The organism is Psychrobacter fjordensis (genome assembly GCF_904845995.1).
Lineage (GTDB): Bacteria > Pseudomonadota > Gammaproteobacteria > Pseudomonadales > Moraxellaceae > Psychrobacter > Psychrobacter fjordensis.
Genome location: NZ_CAJGYP010000002.1, coordinates 644,296 through 665,663 on the forward strand (window position 1 = coordinate 644,296; position 21,368 = coordinate 665,663).

Below are 21,368 nucleotides of genomic sequence, written 5' to 3' on the forward strand. Positions count from 1 at the left end.
CGCTTAATCAAATTATATAACTCAGCAGTATCTTTACCAATGACGCCTTTGGCCTCCTGTACATTGTCATCTATCGATTGAACGATGTTGGGTATGATATTTCGTTCCAAATCAGACAGCATCTGCGCTTTCATGGTCTTAAACGATTCATCTGCGTCCGCGTCAAAACCTAAATGGCTGATTAAGTGCTTCAGCTGTGATTTCTTAAGATCATCTTTGACCAGTTTTTTCATGACATCATCATAGTAATACAGGCGCTCACTGTATCGACCCAGCCATATTAGATAACTGGCAGTGGAGAGTAGCAGGATCATGGGTGCGTCATCTAGCATCTCATAGCCCGCTTCTAGAGGCTGCACACGATCATAATAGTTGGCGTGATCTGAGGTATTGGTCTCTGATGATAAAGGCGAGCATTTGCCAGCTTGACCATTGCAGTTTGGTTTTTTAGTCGAAGACTGCAAGTGACTGTCATCGACGACCCACGTGTCCTTGATACCGCCCCCTTGAGATGAATTGACGACTAAGGAGCCCTCAACCATGGCCACACGAGTCAAACCACCTGGCACAATATCTACCGAGCCATCGCCGTGACTTAGGATAAAGGGACGCAAATCAATGTGGCGCGGTGCGATGCCATCGCTGACAGCAGTAGGATTGGTAGATAGTGAGATAGTCGGCTGGGCAATGAAACCAGCTGGATTTTCAAGTAGACGCAGGCGATACTCTTCAATCTCCTTTTTAGTAGAGGTTGGACCGATGAGCATGCCGTAACCACCTGAACCTTGGGTTTCTTTTACGACCAGCTTATCCAAATTATCAAGCACGTATTTAAGCTCATCAGGCTTACGGCATTGATAGGTTTCTATATTGGGTAAAATAGGCTCTTCATTCAAATAGAATTTAATCATATCTGGTACAAAGGGATATAAGCTCTTATCATCAGCCACACCTGTACCTGGCGCATTTACAATAACGACATTACCAGCACGATAGGCGCTCATCAGCCCTGAGACACCCAATATCGAGTCAGATTGAAAGGCTAGCGGGTCGATATAGGGGTCATCAATGCGTCGGTAGATAACATCGACTTGTACCTTGCCACGAATACCCTGCATGTATACCTTACTGTCCTCAACCACCAAATCATACCCATGTACTAAGGGTACATTCATCTCGTGTGCTAAAAAAGCATGTTCATAGTAGGCACTATTGAAGCGACCAGGTGTCAAGATGACGATTTGTGGATCGTATTTGGACGTTGAGCTGGCAAGACAGGCTTTGAGGCGATTGGGGTAATCGCTGATGCCCATAATAGGAGTGTCAGAAAACATATCAGACAAGAGCGTCTCTGATATTTTACGGCTCTCAAGCATATATGAGACGCCAGACGGGGTACGCAAATTATCCTCTAATACACAGAACTTGCCAGACTCATCACGGATCAGGTCGATACCACTGATGTGTGAGTAGATGGGTTTGTCCAGTTCAATACCCATCATCCAAGGCTCATAGCAGCCGCTGGCATAGACATAGCTGGCAGGCACAATGTCGGCCTTCATAATCGCTTGGTCATGATAGATATCGTGCAAGAATGCATTGAGGGCAGTGATGCGCTGCTTACAACCAGCCTCTATCTGTCGCCACTCACTGGCAGCGATAATTCGGGGGATAATGTCAAACGGTATCATTCGCTCGATGTTTTTGGCATCGCTATAGACGGTAAAGGTGACGCCTTTACGATAAAAGATATTTTCGGCTTGTTCGTTGAGGTAGTTGAGGGCATCCATGTTGATGTTATCAAGCCAGTTTCCAACGGCCTTTGCCACTGGGCGATACTGACCTTTGCTTATCTGTAGCTCGTCGAAGCTTTGTGCTTTATTTTGTGCTTTTTTCTCAGATTTTTCTAAAGTGTCTTTTACTGTTTTTGAAGTAGAGTTTTTGGTATTGGTATTGGAGTCAGATGCTTTTATGGATTGACTCTGGGTTTGATTTTCAGAGCTTTCTTTGTTTTGGGTGTTATCGGTAGACTGACTTTGAGATGCTGTTTTATTCATAAAAACCTCACGTATTCTTGGTAAAGTTATACTTTATGATGAATACACTGTCTATGCTAAGCCGCGTAGCAATGGTATTGCGCTGAACAGGTAATCTATCTCCTTTATTAACTATACAACGTATACTGATTGATATACAACAAAAGTTAAATAATAGATTTTAAGCAAGTTTGACCTATTTATTCAAACAAATTTAGCTCAATTATTGACAATATAGGAGTGGAACAGATATGAGTCTAGGTGGTAGATTTTTAGCGCTGGCAAGCATAGGACTTGCTGCAGCTATTGGCATGACAGGCTGTGATAGTGAACCAATGCAAACGGCTTTACCTGCAGGCAGTACGGTGATTGCACTTGGTGATTCGCTGACCTATGGCTATGGAGCAAATACTGAAACAGCATACCCTACGGTACTGGCAGAGCTAAGCAAATGGAGGGTTATCAATGCGGGTGTCAATGGTGACACTTCTGCAGATGTACTGACTCGAGTGAATGAGATCACTGAGCAAAGTCCTGATTTGGTATTATTGGGTGTGGGCGGCAATGACGTATTGCAGCGCATTGCACCTGATACGACGCGGGCTAATATCATCGCGACTATCGATACTTTACAATCTAAAAATATTAATGTTGTCCTAATTGCTGAACCGCATATCAGTACCAGCGCCTTGTTTGGAAAAGCCAGTGATAACCCACTGTATGAAGATATTGCGGAAGCTGAAGACATACCGCTATACTCTGATGGCTGGTCGACTATTCTGTCAGATGACGCATTAAAATCTGATAGAATTCATGCCAATGCGGAAGGCTATAGACAGTTCGCCGAAGGATTGCATGGTTATTTAAAAGAGGAAGGTTGGGTACATTAAGCCGCGAATATTAACCTTGAAAAGTGTAAGTAGGGCGTATGCGTTTGGCATCTAGAATCTAGAATCTAGAATCTAGAGTACAATACGGAAAAAGCAGAGTGCCTAGTTAATAGACGCTCTACTTTTTATTAATGACGAATAAACAAATTTTATAGTCAGGCCTTTACAGCCCAGTCATGTTATTCATTGTCGCCTATGATGACTACTAAACCTTCATCAGCGGCTATTTTACCTTCGCAAATGTCTTTATACACTTCCAGCAAGCCATTAACCCCGTCAAGCTCTTGAATTTTTAGCCATGCATTGGTTTTCGCGGTGCTGTTCATGATATAGCGCATGGAGCGTTTGTTGAATGCTTCAGGGCCCCATTCTTTCATGCATTGCTGTACATGACTGGGCGCAAAAAACTGCTGGCTACGTTCTTGAATGATACCGTCTACATGACGTGGCTCGTCCCAGTGCGTAAGACCAACATTGCTGGTGTAGCGCATGTTATCGCCTAAGTGTCTATGTAGACGGCTAAGCACGTCAGTATTGGCTGACATATCTACGATGACTGTTGGTTTGCTGGCGTCAATCTGCTCAAGCGTGTCATAGCTAAGCACACTGTCATAGGCGTTGATTGAATTGACGAAATCTATATGACGGTTTGATGTGAGGCCGATAACGTGCGGTGCGTCCTTATCATCAGTGAGGCCATATGCTAGGCCAATACTGGTTTTACTAGAGGCACTGATAATCACCACTTGTTCTGCGCCAAACCAGTCATTGCGCTTCAACAAATCATGCAAGCAGAATGAGGTTAAGTGCAATACGAACAGTAGCATGCGCTGATTGTCATGGGCGCGGTCATAGTTTGGTTCGTGGTTAACGCGCTGATACATATTGTAGCCAGGCGGCAGCTCGGCACGATGGGCACTACCATCGAGCAAGCTGGTTTTCGTGACTCGCTTGGGGGTAATAGTTAATTCGCTGGCAGGCGGAAAATAGCCAAATAGTCGTTCACCGACGGGCAGCGCATCACTATTGGACTCAACAACATCGGCAAAACCCCAGACTGGAATAATGCCCCATTTTTCGGGTTCATCGCCATTTGGCGCAAAAAACTGCCAGTATCGCAATTGGTCACCCATGACTGCATAAGTAATGTTGTTAGCAGTAAAAGCAAAGCGATCGACTTTTACACGTACTTCGCCATCACCGAGGGTATGTACAGGCGTCTCTTGTAGGCGAGCTTGGGTTAAGTTTGTTTTGTTGGTCTGAAATTCTTGCATAGTCTCTTCCTTGACAGTTGTTCTTGATAATTATTATTACTAGTTACTTTTTAGGCATTAGCGGTGTTGGCTTGACGTGCTGCCGTTATTTGCATAACTTCACCCATCAGTTTAGGCATATTAGCAGCGGCTTTTGGCCCTGCTGCTTTTAGACGCTTAAGGATGGCCAGCTCTTCAGGTGTTGTGTCTTCGCTGGCTTGTACCAGTTTGGTGAAGCCATCTAAGCGATTGCCAATCATCCATTCACGTAGCTCAGGCTCTTTTGACCAGCGCATTTGGTTTTGCATTTGTGCCACAGCACCAACCAACCAGTCTGTATCATGGTTTGGTATAGGCACCACGCGGCATAACTCGTTTTTTATCGTTTCGTCATCATAGTTGGCCTCGACATGAGCGGTAAACGCAGCACTAAATATGGGCTGATAGGTACGCACCGTTTGAATGACCACCGTATTGCCTTTGAACACATCGTACGTCTCGGTCACTGGTACTGCCCGTGCAGAGCAATCGATATGCATGGTATTGGTGGTAGTAGCAACACTGTCATCACCAAAATAGATTCTATCAGTATCCAGACGGGTCACACGGCCTTTACGCACAATGTTTTTAACACGGCGTAACTGTGTCAGCTCATCACTACTAATGGTGGCGCCATGGAACATTTGAGGGCGCACATTTGGATCAAGACGCATTAATACGCCACCTTTTTCTAAACGATCAAACAAGTCTTCGATGTTTTCAGCATCAGCAATAGCTTCTGCCTGAGTGGCTTGTGCACCCATGGTATGAACGAAAAAATCACGAGAAGGTTGAGTATTTTTACGATCGATAAACCAAGCATCTCTGGGCATAATCCATGTTATATCGTCTGGATAAATATGGTTCTCTAATAGCCATAATACCGCATCGATACTTGTTTTACCGCCACCAATGATGACGTAACCATCACGAGGTTTGGTTAGACTTGGTAGGTTATTTAATGGTTCAAACTTAACGCCTTCAACAATCTCAAAATTTGGAGTATGGGTAGCTGGCACTGAGGTTTTGAAATAAGTACCGTCAATGATTTTTTTATTGACCTTGACCTCATAGCTGGTATCAGACAGGAGGGATGAGAATTTCCCTTCGCCCTTGTATTCACACATAGGGAAGTACTTCACACGGCCACTTGGTAAAAACGTGTGCTTCATGACTCTATCAAAGTAGGCCATGATTTCTGCCCCTGATGCCAGCTCAGACAAGCCTTTGTTCAAGCCAATCTCGTCAACCATACCGCCGCAAAGCTCACGCGAGCTGACACCATAAAAAGACGACGGCTGATGTAAGGTGACAAATGAATAGGCGTCGTTCCAATGACCGCCTGGCTTATGATGTTTATCGACAATAATAATATTGGCATCAGTCTCTGTGAGTAGTACATCAGCAAAAGCCATGCCCACCGCGCCACTGCCAATAATTAAGTAATCTGTTTCTAGGTGTTGAGTATTCATAGCATCCTTACTCTTAAGTTGAATTTATCCATATAAATCTTATATAACTGTTTGTACATAACAGTGTTATATACTAAAATAACACTGTTATAATTGTCAAGACCTAGTGAGAATCTAATGGATGCCAGAACCAAAATATTAAATGCTGCATCAGAGCTTTTCTTAGAAGGAGGCGGGGATGCCTTAAGCGTGCGTGGTATATCCAAGCGGGCAGGACTGTCCACCATCGGTATATACAGCCATTTTCAAGGCAAGCAGGGTATACTAGATGCGCTGTATATAGAAGGGTTTAACCTAGTCCGTGAAGCCATGGATGTGATTCCAGAGGGTAAAGCATGTAAAGAGCAAGTATTAGAAGCGTGCTTGGGTTATCTCAATGTGGGCGAGCAACACGAGGCACACTATCGGCTGATTTTTGGGGAGTCTGATGCAGGATATCAGCCCTCAATCGAGGCCATTGCTGCTAGAGACAGTGCGTTTTCGAAACTGGTACGGGTGGCTGGTTCGTATCTACCAGATGGTGCGACTATTGAGGAGCGCAGACAAATAGCGCTAGATATCTGGGCCATCGTACATGGGTACGTGAGTATCAGTCACCACATGGTGTTTACTGATGATATAAATTTGGACTGGAAGTCAATGGCGCTACGAGTGGTAGAAGTACAATTGGATGCCATTGACATAACTAAAGCTAAGCATCAGTAAAGCATTCCTAAATGAACCGATAAATCAGCAGTATGGAGGGTGAAATTAATATTAAACAGCGATCCGTAAGTATTGATTATAGCTATGCAGAGAGCTTTTTGATGGGCCACCATTTTGCTTAAAAAGTTAATTAACAAACATATATCTTTTATCTTGTAAACTACATTGCTTTAGGTTATTTTTTAGTATTGATTGCAGTTCTTTAACCAAGGAGAAGCAGTTTGGATACTAACTTATCACCGCTTAAGATTTCAGTGGTTGCGGCGCTGACACTGCTTACAGGCTCGCAAGTATTTGCAGAGGCCAAGTACGGTGGTTATGGTACAGAAACGGCGCTGACGCTTGCCCGTGACTATGCTGGTCGTTATACAGGTTCAGATAAAGAAGTCCAAGCTGCTGATTATATGCAGCAGCGTATGACAATCGATGGCAGTAACAACCAAGTCGATCGTCAAACTTTTGATTTCGTAGCGCCTCGTGGTTTATTCAGAGGTCAAACGTTAACGAGTAATAACGTTGTCGTGACTCAAAAGGGCAGTGCTGATACCAACAGAACGCTATTTGTCGGCGCACATTATGATTCTGCCGTCGCCTATCCAAATTACGAAAACCTAGAAGCACTGGACGATAATGCTTCTGGGTCTGGCGTCTTAACTGAGTTGACCAGAAACCTGACTGGCATTGAGACAGAGCATGATATCCAGTTTGTAGCATTTGGTGCAGAGGAGGGCGGTCTCAATGGTTCAAAGGCATTTGTTGATCAGCTAACGGACGCAGAAAAATCAACAGCACTGGGCATGATTAACCTAGACAGTCTGATTACAGGCGATAAAATGTATGCCAATGCAGGCCGAAATGCTTACGACAATGATGGCAATGAAGTGACTGCCAATGTAAGTTTGCGTGAAAACGCACTGCGCATTGCAAAAGAGCTTGGTATTACACTAGAAGTCAATCCAGCCATTATTGCACCAGGTGAGACAGAGCCATACGAGCCTTATGGCGTTGGCTGCTGTAGCGATCAGGAATCTTTTGATAGTGTCATGCAGGTCGTAGGGTTTGAGGCTACTAACTGGGGCCTTGGGCCTGATTATGATGGTTACACACAAACTGAAAACCCGGATATTCCAGGTGGCTATACGTGGCATAACCCTGCATTAGATAACGAAGAAGTGCTTACTGCTGCCTTTGGTGAAGAGCGCATAGCGCAAAGAATGCGTGACTACTCTCGTATCATCAGCAGATTGATTGTTGAGCAAACCAATGCTGATATCATCGCATCAACCAAAAGTGCGCTCAATCTGCAAAATACGATGGGTGCTGCGTTAAAAATTAATGCCACCGACTCGCACTCAGCGGTGCTTGAGCGCGCCAATGCTTTGGCATTACATACTCTCGATGATGCGGAGTCTTTTGATTCCGAGTCGCGTACTCAGGTTTGGGTAGATGGTTCTCAAAGCTACGTGGATGCTGATGAGGTGCAAGAGGGCACTCGCGCCAATATTGGTCTATATGGCGAATATATGGTACAGCCGAGCTGGCGTGTTGGCGCAGGTGTGCAAGCGGCCAACCAAAACAATAACACCGTAGAAAACGGTATTAAAAAAGATACGAGTTACGGTGTTCAGGCATATTCTTTATTGGGCGGAAAAGACACGGCTTGGTGGAACACCACATCCCTGAGCTTATCTAAACATGACTTAGACGTTAACAGAACTGTAAAACTGGATGGTAATGACGGCATAAACATCATCAACAATAGCGAACGCGGTGATGCGGATGCCGATGTGTTTAGCGCATACAATGAGCTTGGCTATAATTTTCTTATCAAGAAAAACGTCGCGCATGGTGCATTTTTGGGTCTGAATTACAGTGATACAGATATAGATGGTTATACCAGTGGCAATGCCAATTCTCGCACTGCACTAAAGGTTGATAGCACCTCTAGCGAGGCATGGGATTCAGAGCTTGGTTACCAGTTACAATATGGCTTTGATTTGATGGGCACGCCTGCCAAACTTCAAAGTAAAATCGCTTACGTGCATGTTATCAATGATGGTTTAATAGACAGTTTATCGACAACGTCTGTAGCTGATGGACAAACAAGAGAGGTTAGCATCACCCAAACAGATAAAGATGACGACTATGGACGTTTTGAGTTGAGTGTGAGTAATAAGGTTCATAAAAACGTTTATGCGTATCTGAATGGCGATACCACCTTTGCGCGTGACGATAAGGACAGCTCAGTACAACTAGGTTTGCAATATCAATTTTAAATCTCAATGTGTGAATGTAAGCCTGCGCTGCTCAATAATTCATTTATGAGCAGCGTTTCTTGCTTATGCATGTCAATATATTAATTATAAGTGCGTATTACTGATTGCAGCTACAGTACTCAGATTCAGTAATACCAATGTGTGCGAAATATTAAAAGAATAGGGGTGGCGTATATGTTTGACATCATAAAGGATTGGCGTGAGCAGCGCATACTAGATAATAGCGAGTTTACCCATGCCGATTGGATGCATGCAGCTGAGCGTATTGTCATATTGGATCGATTAAGTACCGATGAGATGTCAAACCTGTTTGAGCTAGCAACGTTATTTTTGGCTGATAAGTCCATCACTGGTGCACAAGGTTTTGAGATTACTGATGCTGTCAGACAGTCGATTGCACTGCAAGCGTGCCTACCGATCTTAAACCTAAGTCTCGATTGGTATGCTGGCTGGTCATCCATCATCATTTATCCTGGCTCGTACAAGAGCGATAGCACCACGGTAGATGAGTTTGGTATCGTCCACGAAGGCACTCAGCACCGTAGCGGGGAAGCATGGCTGCGAGGACCTGTCATTCTCTCATGGAAGGACGCCAAACATTCAGGTGAGCGTGATGGACACAACGTTGTCATTCATGAGTTTGTACATAAACTCGATATGATGAATGGTCGTGCCAATGGCTTTCCGCCACTGCAACCTGATATGGATCCTGCTCGGTGGACGCAGATTATGTCGCGAGATTTTGAAGATTTTCAAACCCATCGTAAATCAGGGCTTGATCGTTATGGTTCGACCAATCCTGCGGAATTTTTTGCGGTTCTGAGTGAAGTGTTTTTTGAAACACCGCAAAAGCTCATCGATGCCTATCCTGATATTTATGAGATTATGGTGAAATTCTTTCGTCAGACGCCGTTATGAGTGATATTTATAGAGATGGTGACAGTAAACTGTATTCAAGACAACATAAGCAAGTTGGAATTAGGAAGATGAGGTGATTAACACTATAAGTGATAATGTGGCAAAAGTAGAAATCTATGAAAGTGCTGATGGAAAGGCGCAAGTAGATGTGCGTTTCAAGAAAGAGACAGTCTGGCTGTCACAAGCACAAATGACTGAGTTGTTTGGTCGTGATCAATCAGTAATTTCTCGTCATATCGCCAATGCCATAAAAGATAAAGAAATCGATGAAAAAAGCAATATGCAAAAAATGCATATTGCAAATTCAGACCGTCCGGTGACTTTTTATGACCTAGATGTTGTTATATCAGTCGGTTATCGCATAAAATCTCCTCAAGGTGTGCAATTTAGACGTTGGGCGACGCAGCGCTTACGTGAATACTTGGTACAAGGCTATACGCTTAATCAACAGCGCTTCGATAAAAACTCTATTGAATTGCAACAAGCGCTAAAACTAATCAAAAAAACCGCACAAAGTCCCGAGCTTAACACCGACGAAGGACGCGGACTGATTGAGATTATAAGTCGTTACACGCAGACGTTTTTATGGTTGCAGCGCTATGATGAAGGTTTACTGGATAATCCTACAGGACAAGATGGCGGTATCTTACCAAGTACGACTGAGGCGATGGCAGCGTTAACTGATTTGAAAGCGCAGCTGATAGATAGGGGTGAGGCGACTGAATTATTTGCCAAGCCTCGTGGTGATGGTTTGGATAGTGTATTGGGTAATTTACAACAAACTGTCTTTGGTGAGCCTGCGTATCCGACTATCGAGAGTAAAGCGGCACATCTACTGTATTTTATGGTAAAAAATCATCCTTTTACTGATGGTAATAAACGCAGCGGCGCTTTTTTATTCGTGGATTTTTTGCACCGTAATCACCGACTGCTGAATGATAAAGGCGACATGGTCATCAATAATACAGGGCTTGCGGCATTAACCTTATTGGTCGCTGAATCTGACCCCAATCAAAAAGAGACTCTGATCAAATTGATTATGAATATGCTGTCGTTAGAGGGCTAATGAAAAAGCTTGTCATTAAAAACTATACCAAAAACAAAGTAACATAAGTTGCAAAATATATCTTAATATTTGAATATATGGTATTTATAATCAGATGACGTAGGCTGCCATTTTAAACGCGCCTTACAAAAGTGGTCAGTTAATCATTTTTATACGCTCTAAACCGTCCATTGGTCATTAATAATCGCCACCAGATAACGTTTTCCTTGATATTCATCAAATACTAGGCGTAGAGCGCGCCAGTCCATTCCAGCGTATTTTTCTGTACCTTTATGATAGAACTCTACAACATCTGATTTTTGATATATGTTGTCTATGTTATTAATCATATTGCCATGAGACTTAAGGTCATTACTGCTAGGCGTAACGCTATTAAACTTGTTGGCTGCAACCCAAGTATCTAAATATGCTGGTAGTGGCGTGATTAATAGATCGCCAGTGCCGTCTTTTTCGCCCCAAGTGAAGCGAATTTTGGACTGTTGTAGATACTGCGCATATTGTTCACGACTAAAGACTTTATCAGTCTCTGGACGCACATAAGCGTACATCGAAAACCGAACGCCGCGTGTTGGATGAATATCATCAATGATAGCAGCATATTTTTGACTCGCTAATGCCTGCTGAATATGTGTGGCTTGCTGCATCAGTGTCTGTTGGTTGTTTTCCAGTGTAGCGTGGCTTTCAGATGAATGACTGCTGTTATGAATATCAGATTTTGTCGTCAAAGACTGGCAACCAGTGATAAATAATACTGGCGCTAAAATCCCAATAGTGGACAGTTTTGAAAAAGATGCTCTTGTCATAAAAATATCCTTAAATATGTGATCAGGTATGATTAGACGTTAGCATAAAAATACTGGAACAAGTTAGTAAAGAGGATTTTTATGCTGTTCAGAATATTTATTCAAAACCACTTCAAACCGTTGGTTTGTTTTCGTATAATGTATATTATGTTAAATAGACTCTATTGAGCATTAGGTTTATGGCGTATCAACTATAAAATCGCAGCAATCATGTACTTCTCATCATATTTTTAATCATCGAATTCTTATCCAGTTTCCCAGCTCTCACCGACCAACGTCATCCTGTTTGATTATTCAGAAATATCTTTGACTGTCGCTCGCGCATGTTGAGGGTTATTTTCAAAAGTCTTTTATATATGTATTGTTGGAACGGCCACTTTTATCTTTTATCAAACATTTAAATTCCAAAGTTTTATACAACCAGGCATAGAGATTTTAAACCCTCTACAGTATCGACCATCTATTTATATCTGAACACACAGTTAGCTTTTTATTCTTCATGATCATGACTGCTAGCTCATTTATTGATTAGATATACTCGCTGACTAAGTTCCTAGTATGGATACCTTAATAACCTATTAACGGTAATTATCATTTATTAATCTGGATATGTGCTGATATCACCAATCTAAGTTTAATTGCAACAATTGCACTAAATATCATAAATCCCTCGAATGCTCTTATTAGTTATATATCGCTCTTGAGTATTATCTATCCAAGCCATCGTACCCATCCTTTTTCATATTTCAATTAAAAGCCAGATTAGAGTGTTAGTTAGCGCTGACTTAAATATTTCTTATGCTTCTATGAGTTTGAGCTATTTGCTTCCTATCGCTAAGACCATTCTAAAGCGAATAAATTATTCATTGATAATTTTTAACGTATTTCTCTTTCTGTTATGTATTTTATATATTACTCGTTAAATTGACCTCTCTTAAATTTGCACAGAATAGTACTATGACCCTAATTTTTATATTATGTGCGAGTACAGGAGCATGGATTTTATTGAAAACCCTCTCAACTGCTTACCCAATGGGCTATCTGCCCTAAAATGACGTTTAATTATCTATCGAAATAACTAGCAAAAATGAGATGTAAGCCAATATCGACGTGGTCTACTCCTTATTTTGACCATTATGCTATAATTACCCCCAAGTTAACCTTGGGGATAATTAAGTGTTATAACCGCTATAAATAAAGGGTTCTTTGATTATTATTATAAATACCGGTGTCCATGCCAGTGTCCAATAGTTCTTTATGTTTATAGATAAGACGCTTTTCATAAGTTATAAACCCTAAACCTACCATTCACCTTACTTACTATGTTTACGGATACACATCATGGCTGTCGACAATGCAAATGACATCAACAAACTTGAATGCCGAGATAAAGACTATTCGGTCAGCGTCTCAGGCGTGGCTGGTTTAAGTCTTCGTATTTATCCAAATGGCAAAAAGGAATACTACCTGCGTTATTCTCATCCGCACATCGATGGCAAACGCCCTAGGATGATGTTGGGTAAGATTGAAGACATCAGTCTGCATGAGGTTAAGTATAAAGCAGAGACCATCCTTAATACGGTCGCAAAAGGCTCTGACCCCAAAGCCATTCAGAAAAAAGAGCAAACCAATAAATATGCGCACCTAAAAAACGCACCGTTTGCTGAGATTGCAGAAGCGTGGCGAGATCACAAAACATCAGGTCGCCAACAAGGCAAATCTAAAAAACCGTCATTTAGTGAGTCAACGCTTAAGTTTTGGGATTTATGTCTCGGATATATGTGTCGTGAAATTGGCGACTTGAGAATGAATGATATCACCTGCGAGATGATACTAAGCGTGTGTGAGTCGATTCAAAACAATGACAACCAAGCGACTTTCGTTGGTGCAAGCACTCGGCTATACACTGAAAAGGTGTTTTCATTCGCTGTCGCACGAGGACTGTGTGAGAGAAATGTGGCGATTGATACACGTGGTGAGCTTGCACCTGCCAACTCAGGCAATCATTTGCCAGCCATTACCAAGCCAGATCAATTTGCGACTCTGCTAGAAGATATGTCTGATTTTAGAGGTGCAAGTAAGATTACATTAGAGGCGATGAACTTATTACCTTATGTGTTTGTACGTAGTATAGATTTACGCTCTATGCGTTGGAGTGATATAGATTGGGATAATAATTTATGGTCGTTCTCCCCTATTAAAGGTGAAGGTCGTGATGATATGGTCTCGCATTTAGTCGTGCCATTGGCGACACAAGTGATTGCACGTCTAAGAAACATGCAGTCCATCACAGGCCATAAGGAATATGTATTTGCTTCGATGCACGGTTCAAGCAATGCTTATATTAGTAAAGCCACGTTGGTGCAGATATTTCATCGGTTGGGATACAAGGACGTCCAATGTGCGCATGGATTTCGGGCATCGGCTAAAACATTGCTGATGGAACAGCCGGAGTTACGTTATTCGGATATCGTCACAGAATTGCAGCTGGGTCATAGAATCAAAGACACGCATGGTGGTGCTTACAATAGACTCGATGAGATAGATATCAGAGTAGAGATGATGCAGGATTGGGCAAATTATATAGATGAGCTCCGAAATAGCTCTAAAAATTAATAATGACGATTTTTCAATGAGTAGATAGCAGTATGTCCGATAATCAAAACATAAAAAAACCCTTCACGCTAAATTTTCATAGCGTGAAGGGTTTTTTATACGTTCTGTTTTTAGTAATCGACGGTATAGCTTAAACCATAAGTGGTGCCTGCTGCCGGTAAGCGGTTCAGGTCTCCGTAAGTGGTTTGATGGTAAACCGTTAAATAGTCTTTATTAAGTAGGTTATAAATACCATAACCTACTCGGCCTACTGGCATTTCTACTTGTCCCAACACATCCAATGTCATGTAACCCGTAACTGGCAATGCACTAGAATCAGGGTCTTTTTGTTGATCTTTAGAGGCTCTGTCATCACCGCCAACGGCCAATGCTTGCAGACGTATGTTACTGCCTTCATCAAAGTTATACTGAGCAAATGCGGTGCCTTTTAGTGGTGTTAGGCGCACAGCATCTAGCTCTAACCAGTCGCCATTATAGTCATATTGACCACGGGTATAGGCCACACTACCACCTACTTGCCACTGATCGCTAAGGTCATGAGTCAGTGAGCCTTCTACGCCATAAACTCGCTCGTCAGTATCCACAACCTCGACAGTATAGCTGTCTGTAAAGCGTACTACTTTATCTGATTCGTTATAAAAACCGCTCAAGCGTGCCGCTGTATCACCGTGTTTGCCCTGCCAACCAAACTCGTAGTTGTTGGTTGCAATCGGTTGAACATTGTCTGAATTAACCACGTAGCCGGCACGCACATCACGTAAAGATCGCTGTATATCTGCGGTATCAAGACCTTGTGAAAAATTGGCAAATAATTGATCTTTCGGTGTTATCTGATAGCTGGTACCAAGATTAAAGAGTACTTTGTCATGGTCGGTACTGCCTGCTTCTACCGTTCCTGCTTCATAATTATTTGTAGGATCATTAGCGTAATACTCTTCCATCATTTGTTCGTAGATCGGTACAAAGGCATCAGTATCCGATGACAGCTTTTGATAACGCACGCCAGCACTGGTATGCCACTTATCAGTCAAATCCACATCTGCATTGACAAAAGCACCCAGTTTATCAATGGTGGTATCTGGTCCAGCATTGTAGGTGAGACCGTTTGTTTTAGCCGTTAAGCCATTGCTAACATAAAATGCCGTAAAGTCTTGTCCATCGTAGGTTTGCTCGCTGTTTTCACGTTCAAAATCAGCGCCGTAGCTAAACAGTGTCTTTTTGCCAGCAATTTCAGTTTCCGTTTGCATGGCGGCACGCAGACCCATGACATCAATTTCTGCTTCTGACTGAGTGATAAAATATGGATTACCATTTGCGTAAGGAACATAATCGTCTAGTACTTCTACAGTTTTAACTGAAGGGTAAAAACGGCCTTTTTCATTTCTGTAGTAACCAGTCAAGCTTAAGCTCGAACCTGATCCTACAAAATCATCATCACTATAATTTAAATTTACTGAGCTTTTTTCGGTATAAGGCTGGTTTTCTATGTTGGCGCCATCAATTGCTACTAAAGATGGGCTAGCACCACTCAACACTGCTAAACCATCACCGTAGTCTGGGCCATAGTCAGTATCTTGCTTATCTTTATAATAAGTCACTGCGAGATCAAGACGTTGGGTGTCCGTTAGCTCTACACCTAAGCTGCCGTTCACACTTAGTGATTCGGTATCTTGTTGATCCGTTTGGTAGACATCAGGGCTAACTCGGTCGCCTTTGCTATCAAACTTACCACCTTTGGTCTCATAATCAACATCTAGGCGCCCATAAACCCGCTCACCGCCATATCCTAAAGATTGCCCTACATTATAGCCAAATGAATCTGAATCAAAGTCACGACTGCTACTAACGCCCACTCTTGTTTGTCTAATAGGGCCATAACCCACCAGAGATTTAGTCACAAGGTTAATCAGACCACCTGACGCGCCAGCACCATAGATACTAGTGGCACCCGAAAGCACCTCTACCCGCTCAAGCTGTGACGTATCAATACTGTTAAGCTCACGTGAAAGACTGCGTGAACCGCTTAATGGTACACCATTTAGCAAAAACTGTACTGGACGGCCATGCATGGTAGTGCCGTAGTTACTGGTCGAACCACTACTGGTACCCAAGCTCGGAATCAGCTGTGCCAATACGTCACCAGTGGTACGGTTGCCCGTCGCCTGCATCTGAATTTCACTTTCAGTAATCACTTGCGTGACGGCAGGCATCTCACTAATCTTCTGAGCCAGTGCAGTACCTGTTCTGGCACTAGCAGTGACTTTAATGGTATCTAAAGTCACATTAGGCGTATCAGTTGATGCCGCACTCGACGCCAGCTCTGCTGAAGTATCTTCGGCCACAGATGCCGTATTATCATTGGTTTGTGCATATAACTGCTGGCTAATACAGAGGGTAAGAACGGATAGAGCAACTTGATGATGGCTTTTCATATTTACTTCACTTAGTTGGGTCGTCAAATAGTGGTATCAGTTATATTTAGCTAATAATACTGTGTGTACTAACTTTGTGAATAGCATTGTAAATGATAATTGTTTTTATTTCCAGATGAATTTTTACCTTGTTGTAAGTAGTAATATATGCCAATTTTAGGTGCGCTTGAGTCGTTCTATTATTAATAACTTCACTGGCTTTCAAACAACTTATCCAACTGATTATTACGGTAAGCCTCAAAAAATATCTGAAACTTCACCTCATCTTCTTTGTGCTTTTTTTGACAATCTGGTAATAACTTCTGCGCTACATCAACAGGCAATATAAACACACCATCGTTATCCATCATAGCGATATCACCTGAACGGATAATCGTTGTCTGCTCACCAAAGCGATAGACAATATCGGATGCTAGCGTGCCTTGTATGTGATCGCTTTTAAATGTGGTCACAGCACTGATACCTTGTGCAAATACAGGAAATCCCAATTGTTGAATCTGTACTGAGTCCGTTGCCTGTCCAATGACAATGACGGCGGATAGCTTCTCATAGATAGCCGCGCAAGTTCGCAGTGCTCCCCAACACGCGGTGACGCCCAATACCTGAGCATCAATACATAACACATCATTAGGCGCTGCTTGAATGAGTGCCTGATTGATCACATTAGTGTTGTCAGAGGTTAGCTGGACTGTTAACACTCGGCCTACTATGGTAGCCGTGCAGGGATTGAGTGGTTTAATATCTGGTAAATACCCTTCCCCAGTCAGATGACCAATGGTTGAGGTGCCTATCTCTTTATAACCGTCTATAAGGTCGTGAATATCAATATCATTCATTATGTTCTCATCATGGTATTTCATAATTTTAACTACTTTTCTTGACACGCTTGAAAGGATTGATCGTTTTACTTTCTCCCGCTGGCATACTGCCATGAGGATCAGCGCCACGGGCAATAACGGGCAATAGCAATGTTTTATGCGGATAATGTGAACCGTTCAATAACTCATCACGGATAACCTGACGTTGATCGTCATCAAAATCGATAGTCACCAAGGATTCCTCAATACTTATCATTGCCTCGTGCCACAGCGTATCTTCATTAATATGATAGTGCTCAACCAGTGACTCGATAATCGCTCGAATATTAACTAATAACCCTAGCGACTGTAGATAAAATATTAGCGCTTGCGGCGTCTCGCGATATAGACGATTTTTAAAATCTGGCGGGCTTAGATATTCAGGATCTGATATTTGCTGGCGTGCCAGCCATGGTAGATGGATGCGTACGGAATCATGGTCTCGTAGTAACAGACTCGTGAAACGATTATCCTTTAATACAATAACAATATTTTGCCCGTGCATCTCAGGCGCAAACCCTAGGCGTAGACAGCGCAGCATCGTTCCCAAAAACACATCACAAAGATTTTTAAAACACGCTATGACAGCGGTTTTTTTATTCTGTGGCGCAACTTCTTGGATGCTGTCCTGGCTACTATTCTGGTTAGTACTATGAATGCCCTCCTGAACAATGCCGTCAAAAATATGATGGCTGACACCTTGTTTGTAAACCAACATACCCAAGCTTGCCATCGGTAACAGTTCAATCGTATCGTCACACAGATCTTCTGGCAGTTGACGTAGCATCGCGCCTAAATGCGTGGGTTTTTCTTGATAAAAATAAGGATTGATAGCGCTTTTATCATGCAAATGAGAGGGCGACATATAACCCCACCATAGGCGCTCATCCCATAACCGTAGCTGTGCTGATAGTACAGGGTCTAACGTTCTTGCCTGCATCAATATGGCTTGGTTTTTTTCACCATTAATCAGCTTGAGGGCTGGCAAGTAACGCTTTGAGTTTAGTGCGTACACACCTATAGGTAGCTTAATGCTATTTGGCGTATCAGCATCAATTAACATACTGCGCATGGATGAGCTGGCATAAGTGATGAGTGCATCAAAAGTCAGGGCGACAACTGTGCCATTGGCAAGATCGTCGGCATACATGTCATCAATCACATGAGTCATTTGCCAAGGGTGTACGGGCATCGCAATGTGCGTCTCCGTAATACCTTTATCGTCTAGCTCTCGCATCAACTTCTGCTGCTGCGTAGTATCCAAAAGATATTTCGCTGGATTTTGCGTTGTTGTGTCTTGAACATGCTCTGCCACCATGACATGGCTTTTGGCAATGGCGACCCATGTCAGCGTAATGGGCTGGTTAAACTCTGCCATATAGCGTTTGTATTCTGTTGCCGTAAAGCCCAATTTACCTTTTGCCAGTGGATGAAAAGGACGATCCATCAGTGAAGCCCACTGCTCCGCTGCAATCAAGGTTTGATGCCAATGCGGATACTGACAAACTGCCGTCGTGATGTTTGCCACCGCTGACTGTTGCTGCGCTATAAATGAAACCTCTAAGCTTTCTTTTAACTTTAAGACACCGACATCAGACTTCATCATTGATAAAAAGATATTTAACAACTGCTGTGCTGAGCCTACTGGCTCTAGCAAAGCGCTATCTATATGATGCTTGTTATGTACGACAGGCAGACAGGACTTAGATAATCGCCATGGTGAAGAATAAGCAGGCTCGACCAGTAGTAATAACTGTCTATCTTGGTCAACTTGCATCACCATTAACGGGTTATTTTGGTCAAAGAAATCTCGATATTGCTCTGATAGCATTTTTAAAGATTGACGTACATTTTGAGCTTGAGTCGTCTGATGATTTGCCAAGTACTCAGTGGTAGTTGTCACTTGAATAAAATGCTCATCCACCCACTGCTCTAATAGAAAGCACTCTACCAAATGACTAATCAGCGACCATTGAATGGCCTCTATATCTGGCTCAGGGTTTGCATCAAGGTGGCTGTTTTTCGCAGAAGTTTGCACAGGAAATAAGGTATGCATCGTCTTACCCCCGACTTTTAAACAATGGGTTGTTGATATATTTAATTGGGAATGCTTTATCTCCGAATAATCGGCGCTTAGCCAATGACTCAATGCGCGTTTGTTCAGCGAATACATCAAACAAGTCGAACCGTACTTGATGCTCTGGATGAGAGGTTTGGTAGTCAGTCACGCAGTCAGCAACCTGTTGCCAAAACGCCACTTCAGCATAGTTATGATGCGTCTGCATAAAAATCGCAATATCTGACAACGCCACAAAAAACAAGCAAGCAACCGTCATATCCCGAATGCCATCTGTATCTTCGGTCTCGATGAATGAGCCTCTATTTAAGGCTGCATGTGCAGGCGGCAAGCTATAAAAATCCGGACGCAAGTGTTGTTGGGTTAAGTGCGTGGGTGAATAGCGAACCCCGTCATGCAAATCTTTTAATAATATTTTTATGGGATAGCCATTTTCATGTACCAAGACGATGTTTTGCGCATGGCACTCTAATGCCACACCATAACCAAATAGGATATGCAATAAAGGGGTGACAGTGACCTTAATTAACTGCGCAATCCATGTTTCTACGCCATATTTATCAAGCCAAGGTGCTATAAGATGCGAGCCGTCAGCATTGATATAACTGACACCATTGAGCGGGAATGCTGTTTGATCTTTAGATAGATACTGGTTCACGTTTTCTCGCCAAATCGCAGCTAGCCCGCCATACATATTTGGATGCTGATAGCCACGCGCGCGTAACGCCTCATGGTCTAGACTAACGCCAACGGTCTCACCTAAAAACGCAATGGGTAATGCTTGAGCGCTCTTATCGTCTGCAATCAGTTGGTTTAACCACGTAGTGACAACAGCGGCATTCATCACGGTATGCTTTGCTAGTATTCGCGTGCTTGAGGTATTAATCAAATGCATACTTAGTTTTAGGTAGGCTTTATCATTAATAGTGTCATTGTTACCATTGTCATCGCTATTACCAAGCATAGTCAATGAGCGAATAGACTGCTGAGCGCGGTACTGATGACCTGCATCACCCAAATAGATAACTTCTTGCGTGGCAATCAATGGTTGTAATGCTTGAATTAAGGTGTTTTGCCATTGCCAAGGATGTGCAGGTATTAGGCAATAATTATTAGCCGTCTCATTTGTGGTTGTAAGTACTTCTGTGAGTTTGGCATTAAGTGCATCAAATTCATCAGCACCCACATAATCTTTCACCCATTCATTGATATCGATACCAGTAGTGGTATTGCTCACCAGTAGCTCTTTTTTGACCGCCAACCACACCACGCCGATGTTTTGATCAAACTCTGGGCCATAGTCATAGTTATCTTGCAAATCAAAACCAATACGAGACTTAAAACACGGATGATAAGGATGCCCTGCCGTCAAATAGCCTTCGAGTTGCTCATAAGTGAGCGTATCAATAGGTACAGGTATATTAGACATCAGTATCTGAGCTTGTATTTCGTTCACTAAGGTATGGCGCAGCTCTTTGATAAAGCTGTCTTTGAGTTCTGCACCTTCAATATTGAGCAAGATATCACTGATTATATGCTCAAGAATAGCGTCTTCGGCAACACCGTTAACCACTCGCTGCACATTCAAGTCATTTAAACGGATGATGTCAAAACTGTAATGAATATAACCTTGCGCGGTATAACGGACATCATCACTTGCTTGTATGACAAAATTCAGCAGCGTCTCGTTACTAACACTGTCATTAGCGTTGTTCGCACTTTTAGATTCAAAATCAATGATATTTTCATATAGCAATGCTTGTAGCAATTGCTTGATCACCCGTTGCTCAGCGCGTGCCATGATTTTAGAATCGACAGATGATTGCCACGGTTTAGTTGCATAAGTGACGTCAGTACTATGATTGCTATTATTGTTTTTGGTAAAGTTTGCTAGATTATTGGACATAGATATAAGCTTCCTGTCTGAA

The 21,368-nt window shown here is 42.6% G+C and carries 13 protein-coding genes and 1 pseudogene; 6 read left to right on the forward strand and 8 right to left on the reverse strand.

What is annotated here, in order from left to right; all coding sequences use genetic code 11:
* Window positions 1-464 precede the first annotated feature (464 nt).
* A pseudogene (locus JMW61_RS14380) lies at window positions 465-2,057 on the reverse strand (circularly permuted type 2 ATP-grasp protein); the annotation flags it as partial.
* Window positions 2,058-2,287: 230 nt separating this feature from the next.
* Between JMW61_RS14380 and JMW61_RS11135 the strand changes: the two are divergent.
* Complete coding sequence (locus JMW61_RS11135) at window positions 2,288-2,926, forward strand: GDSL-type esterase/lipase family protein (RefSeq protein ID WP_201551268.1); 639 nt, start codon at window positions 2,288-2,290, stop codon at window positions 2,924-2,926.
* A gap of 179 nt (window positions 2,927-3,105) precedes the next feature.
* Here the strand turns inward: JMW61_RS11135 and JMW61_RS11140 are convergent, their stop codons facing one another.
* Window positions 3,106-4,200 (reverse strand): DUF2855 family protein, encoded by a 1,095-nt coding sequence (locus tag JMW61_RS11140; protein ID WP_201551270.1) that lies wholly within the window; start codon window positions 4,198-4,200, stop codon window positions 3,106-3,108.
* A 50-nt stretch (window positions 4,201-4,250) separates the two neighbouring features.
* A complete protein-coding gene (locus JMW61_RS11145) occupies window positions 4,251-5,690 on the reverse strand; it encodes an NAD(P)-binding protein (protein ID WP_201551272.1) in 1,440 nt (479 codons plus the stop codon).
* Between the two features lie 117 nt (window positions 5,691-5,807).
* Between JMW61_RS11145 and JMW61_RS11150 the strand changes: the two genes are divergently transcribed.
* The 4 genes from JMW61_RS11150 to rhuM all read left to right on the forward strand — a co-directional run bounded on the left by JMW61_RS11150 (window position 5,808) and on the right by rhuM (window position 10,655).
* A complete protein-coding gene (locus JMW61_RS11150) occupies window positions 5,808-6,395 on the forward strand; it encodes a TetR/AcrR family transcriptional regulator (protein ID WP_201551274.1) in 588 nt (195 codons plus the stop codon).
* 221 nt (window positions 6,396-6,616) lie between these two features.
* A complete protein-coding gene (locus JMW61_RS11155; RefSeq protein WP_201551282.1) occupies window positions 6,617-8,671 on the forward strand; it encodes an autotransporter domain-containing protein in 2,055 nt (684 codons plus the stop codon).
* A 174-nt stretch (window positions 8,672-8,845) separates the two neighbouring features.
* Window positions 8,846-9,589: a M90 family metallopeptidase gene (locus JMW61_RS11160; RefSeq protein ID WP_201551284.1), complete on the forward strand. Its 744-nt coding sequence runs from the start codon at window positions 8,846-8,848 to the stop codon at window positions 9,587-9,589.
* Between the two features lie 73 nt (window positions 9,590-9,662).
* On the forward strand, window positions 9,663-10,655 hold the full coding sequence (gene rhuM, locus JMW61_RS11165; protein ID WP_227687454.1) for a RhuM family protein: 993 nt from the start codon (window positions 9,663-9,665) through the stop codon (window positions 10,653-10,655).
* Between the two features lie 158 nt (window positions 10,656-10,813).
* Here rhuM and JMW61_RS11170 read toward each other — a convergent pair whose 3' ends face one another.
* A complete protein-coding gene (locus JMW61_RS11170; protein WP_201551286.1) occupies window positions 10,814-11,458 on the reverse strand; it encodes a hypothetical protein in 645 nt (214 codons plus the stop codon).
* A gap of 1,341 nt (window positions 11,459-12,799) precedes the next feature.
* Here JMW61_RS11170 and JMW61_RS11175 point away from each other — a divergent pair.
* Window positions 12,800-14,074, forward strand: coding sequence for a tyrosine-type recombinase/integrase (locus JMW61_RS11175; protein ID WP_201551288.1), 1,275 nt, complete (start codon window positions 12,800-12,802; stop codon window positions 14,072-14,074).
* Between the two features lie 110 nt (window positions 14,075-14,184).
* Here JMW61_RS11175 and JMW61_RS11180 read toward each other — a convergent pair whose 3' ends face one another.
* The 4 genes from JMW61_RS11180 to JMW61_RS11195 form a co-directional block, all read right to left on the reverse strand.
* Window positions 14,185-16,506: a TonB-dependent receptor gene (locus JMW61_RS11180; protein WP_201551290.1), complete on the reverse strand. Its 2,322-nt coding sequence runs from the start codon at window positions 16,504-16,506 to the stop codon at window positions 14,185-14,187.
* Between the two features lie 191 nt (window positions 16,507-16,697).
* Window positions 16,698-17,342: an RraA family protein gene (locus JMW61_RS11185; protein ID WP_201551292.1), complete on the reverse strand. Its 645-nt coding sequence runs from the start codon at window positions 17,340-17,342 to the stop codon at window positions 16,698-16,700.
* Between the two features lie 28 nt (window positions 17,343-17,370).
* Complete coding sequence (locus JMW61_RS11190; protein WP_201551294.1) at window positions 17,371-19,419, reverse strand: IucA/IucC family protein; 2,049 nt, start codon at window positions 19,417-19,419, stop codon at window positions 17,371-17,373.
* A gap of 4 nt (window positions 19,420-19,423) precedes the next feature.
* A complete protein-coding gene (locus JMW61_RS11195) occupies window positions 19,424-21,346 on the reverse strand; it encodes an IucA/IucC family protein (RefSeq protein ID WP_201551296.1) in 1,923 nt (640 codons plus the stop codon).
* Between the last annotated feature and the right edge of the window lie 22 nt (window positions 21,347-21,368).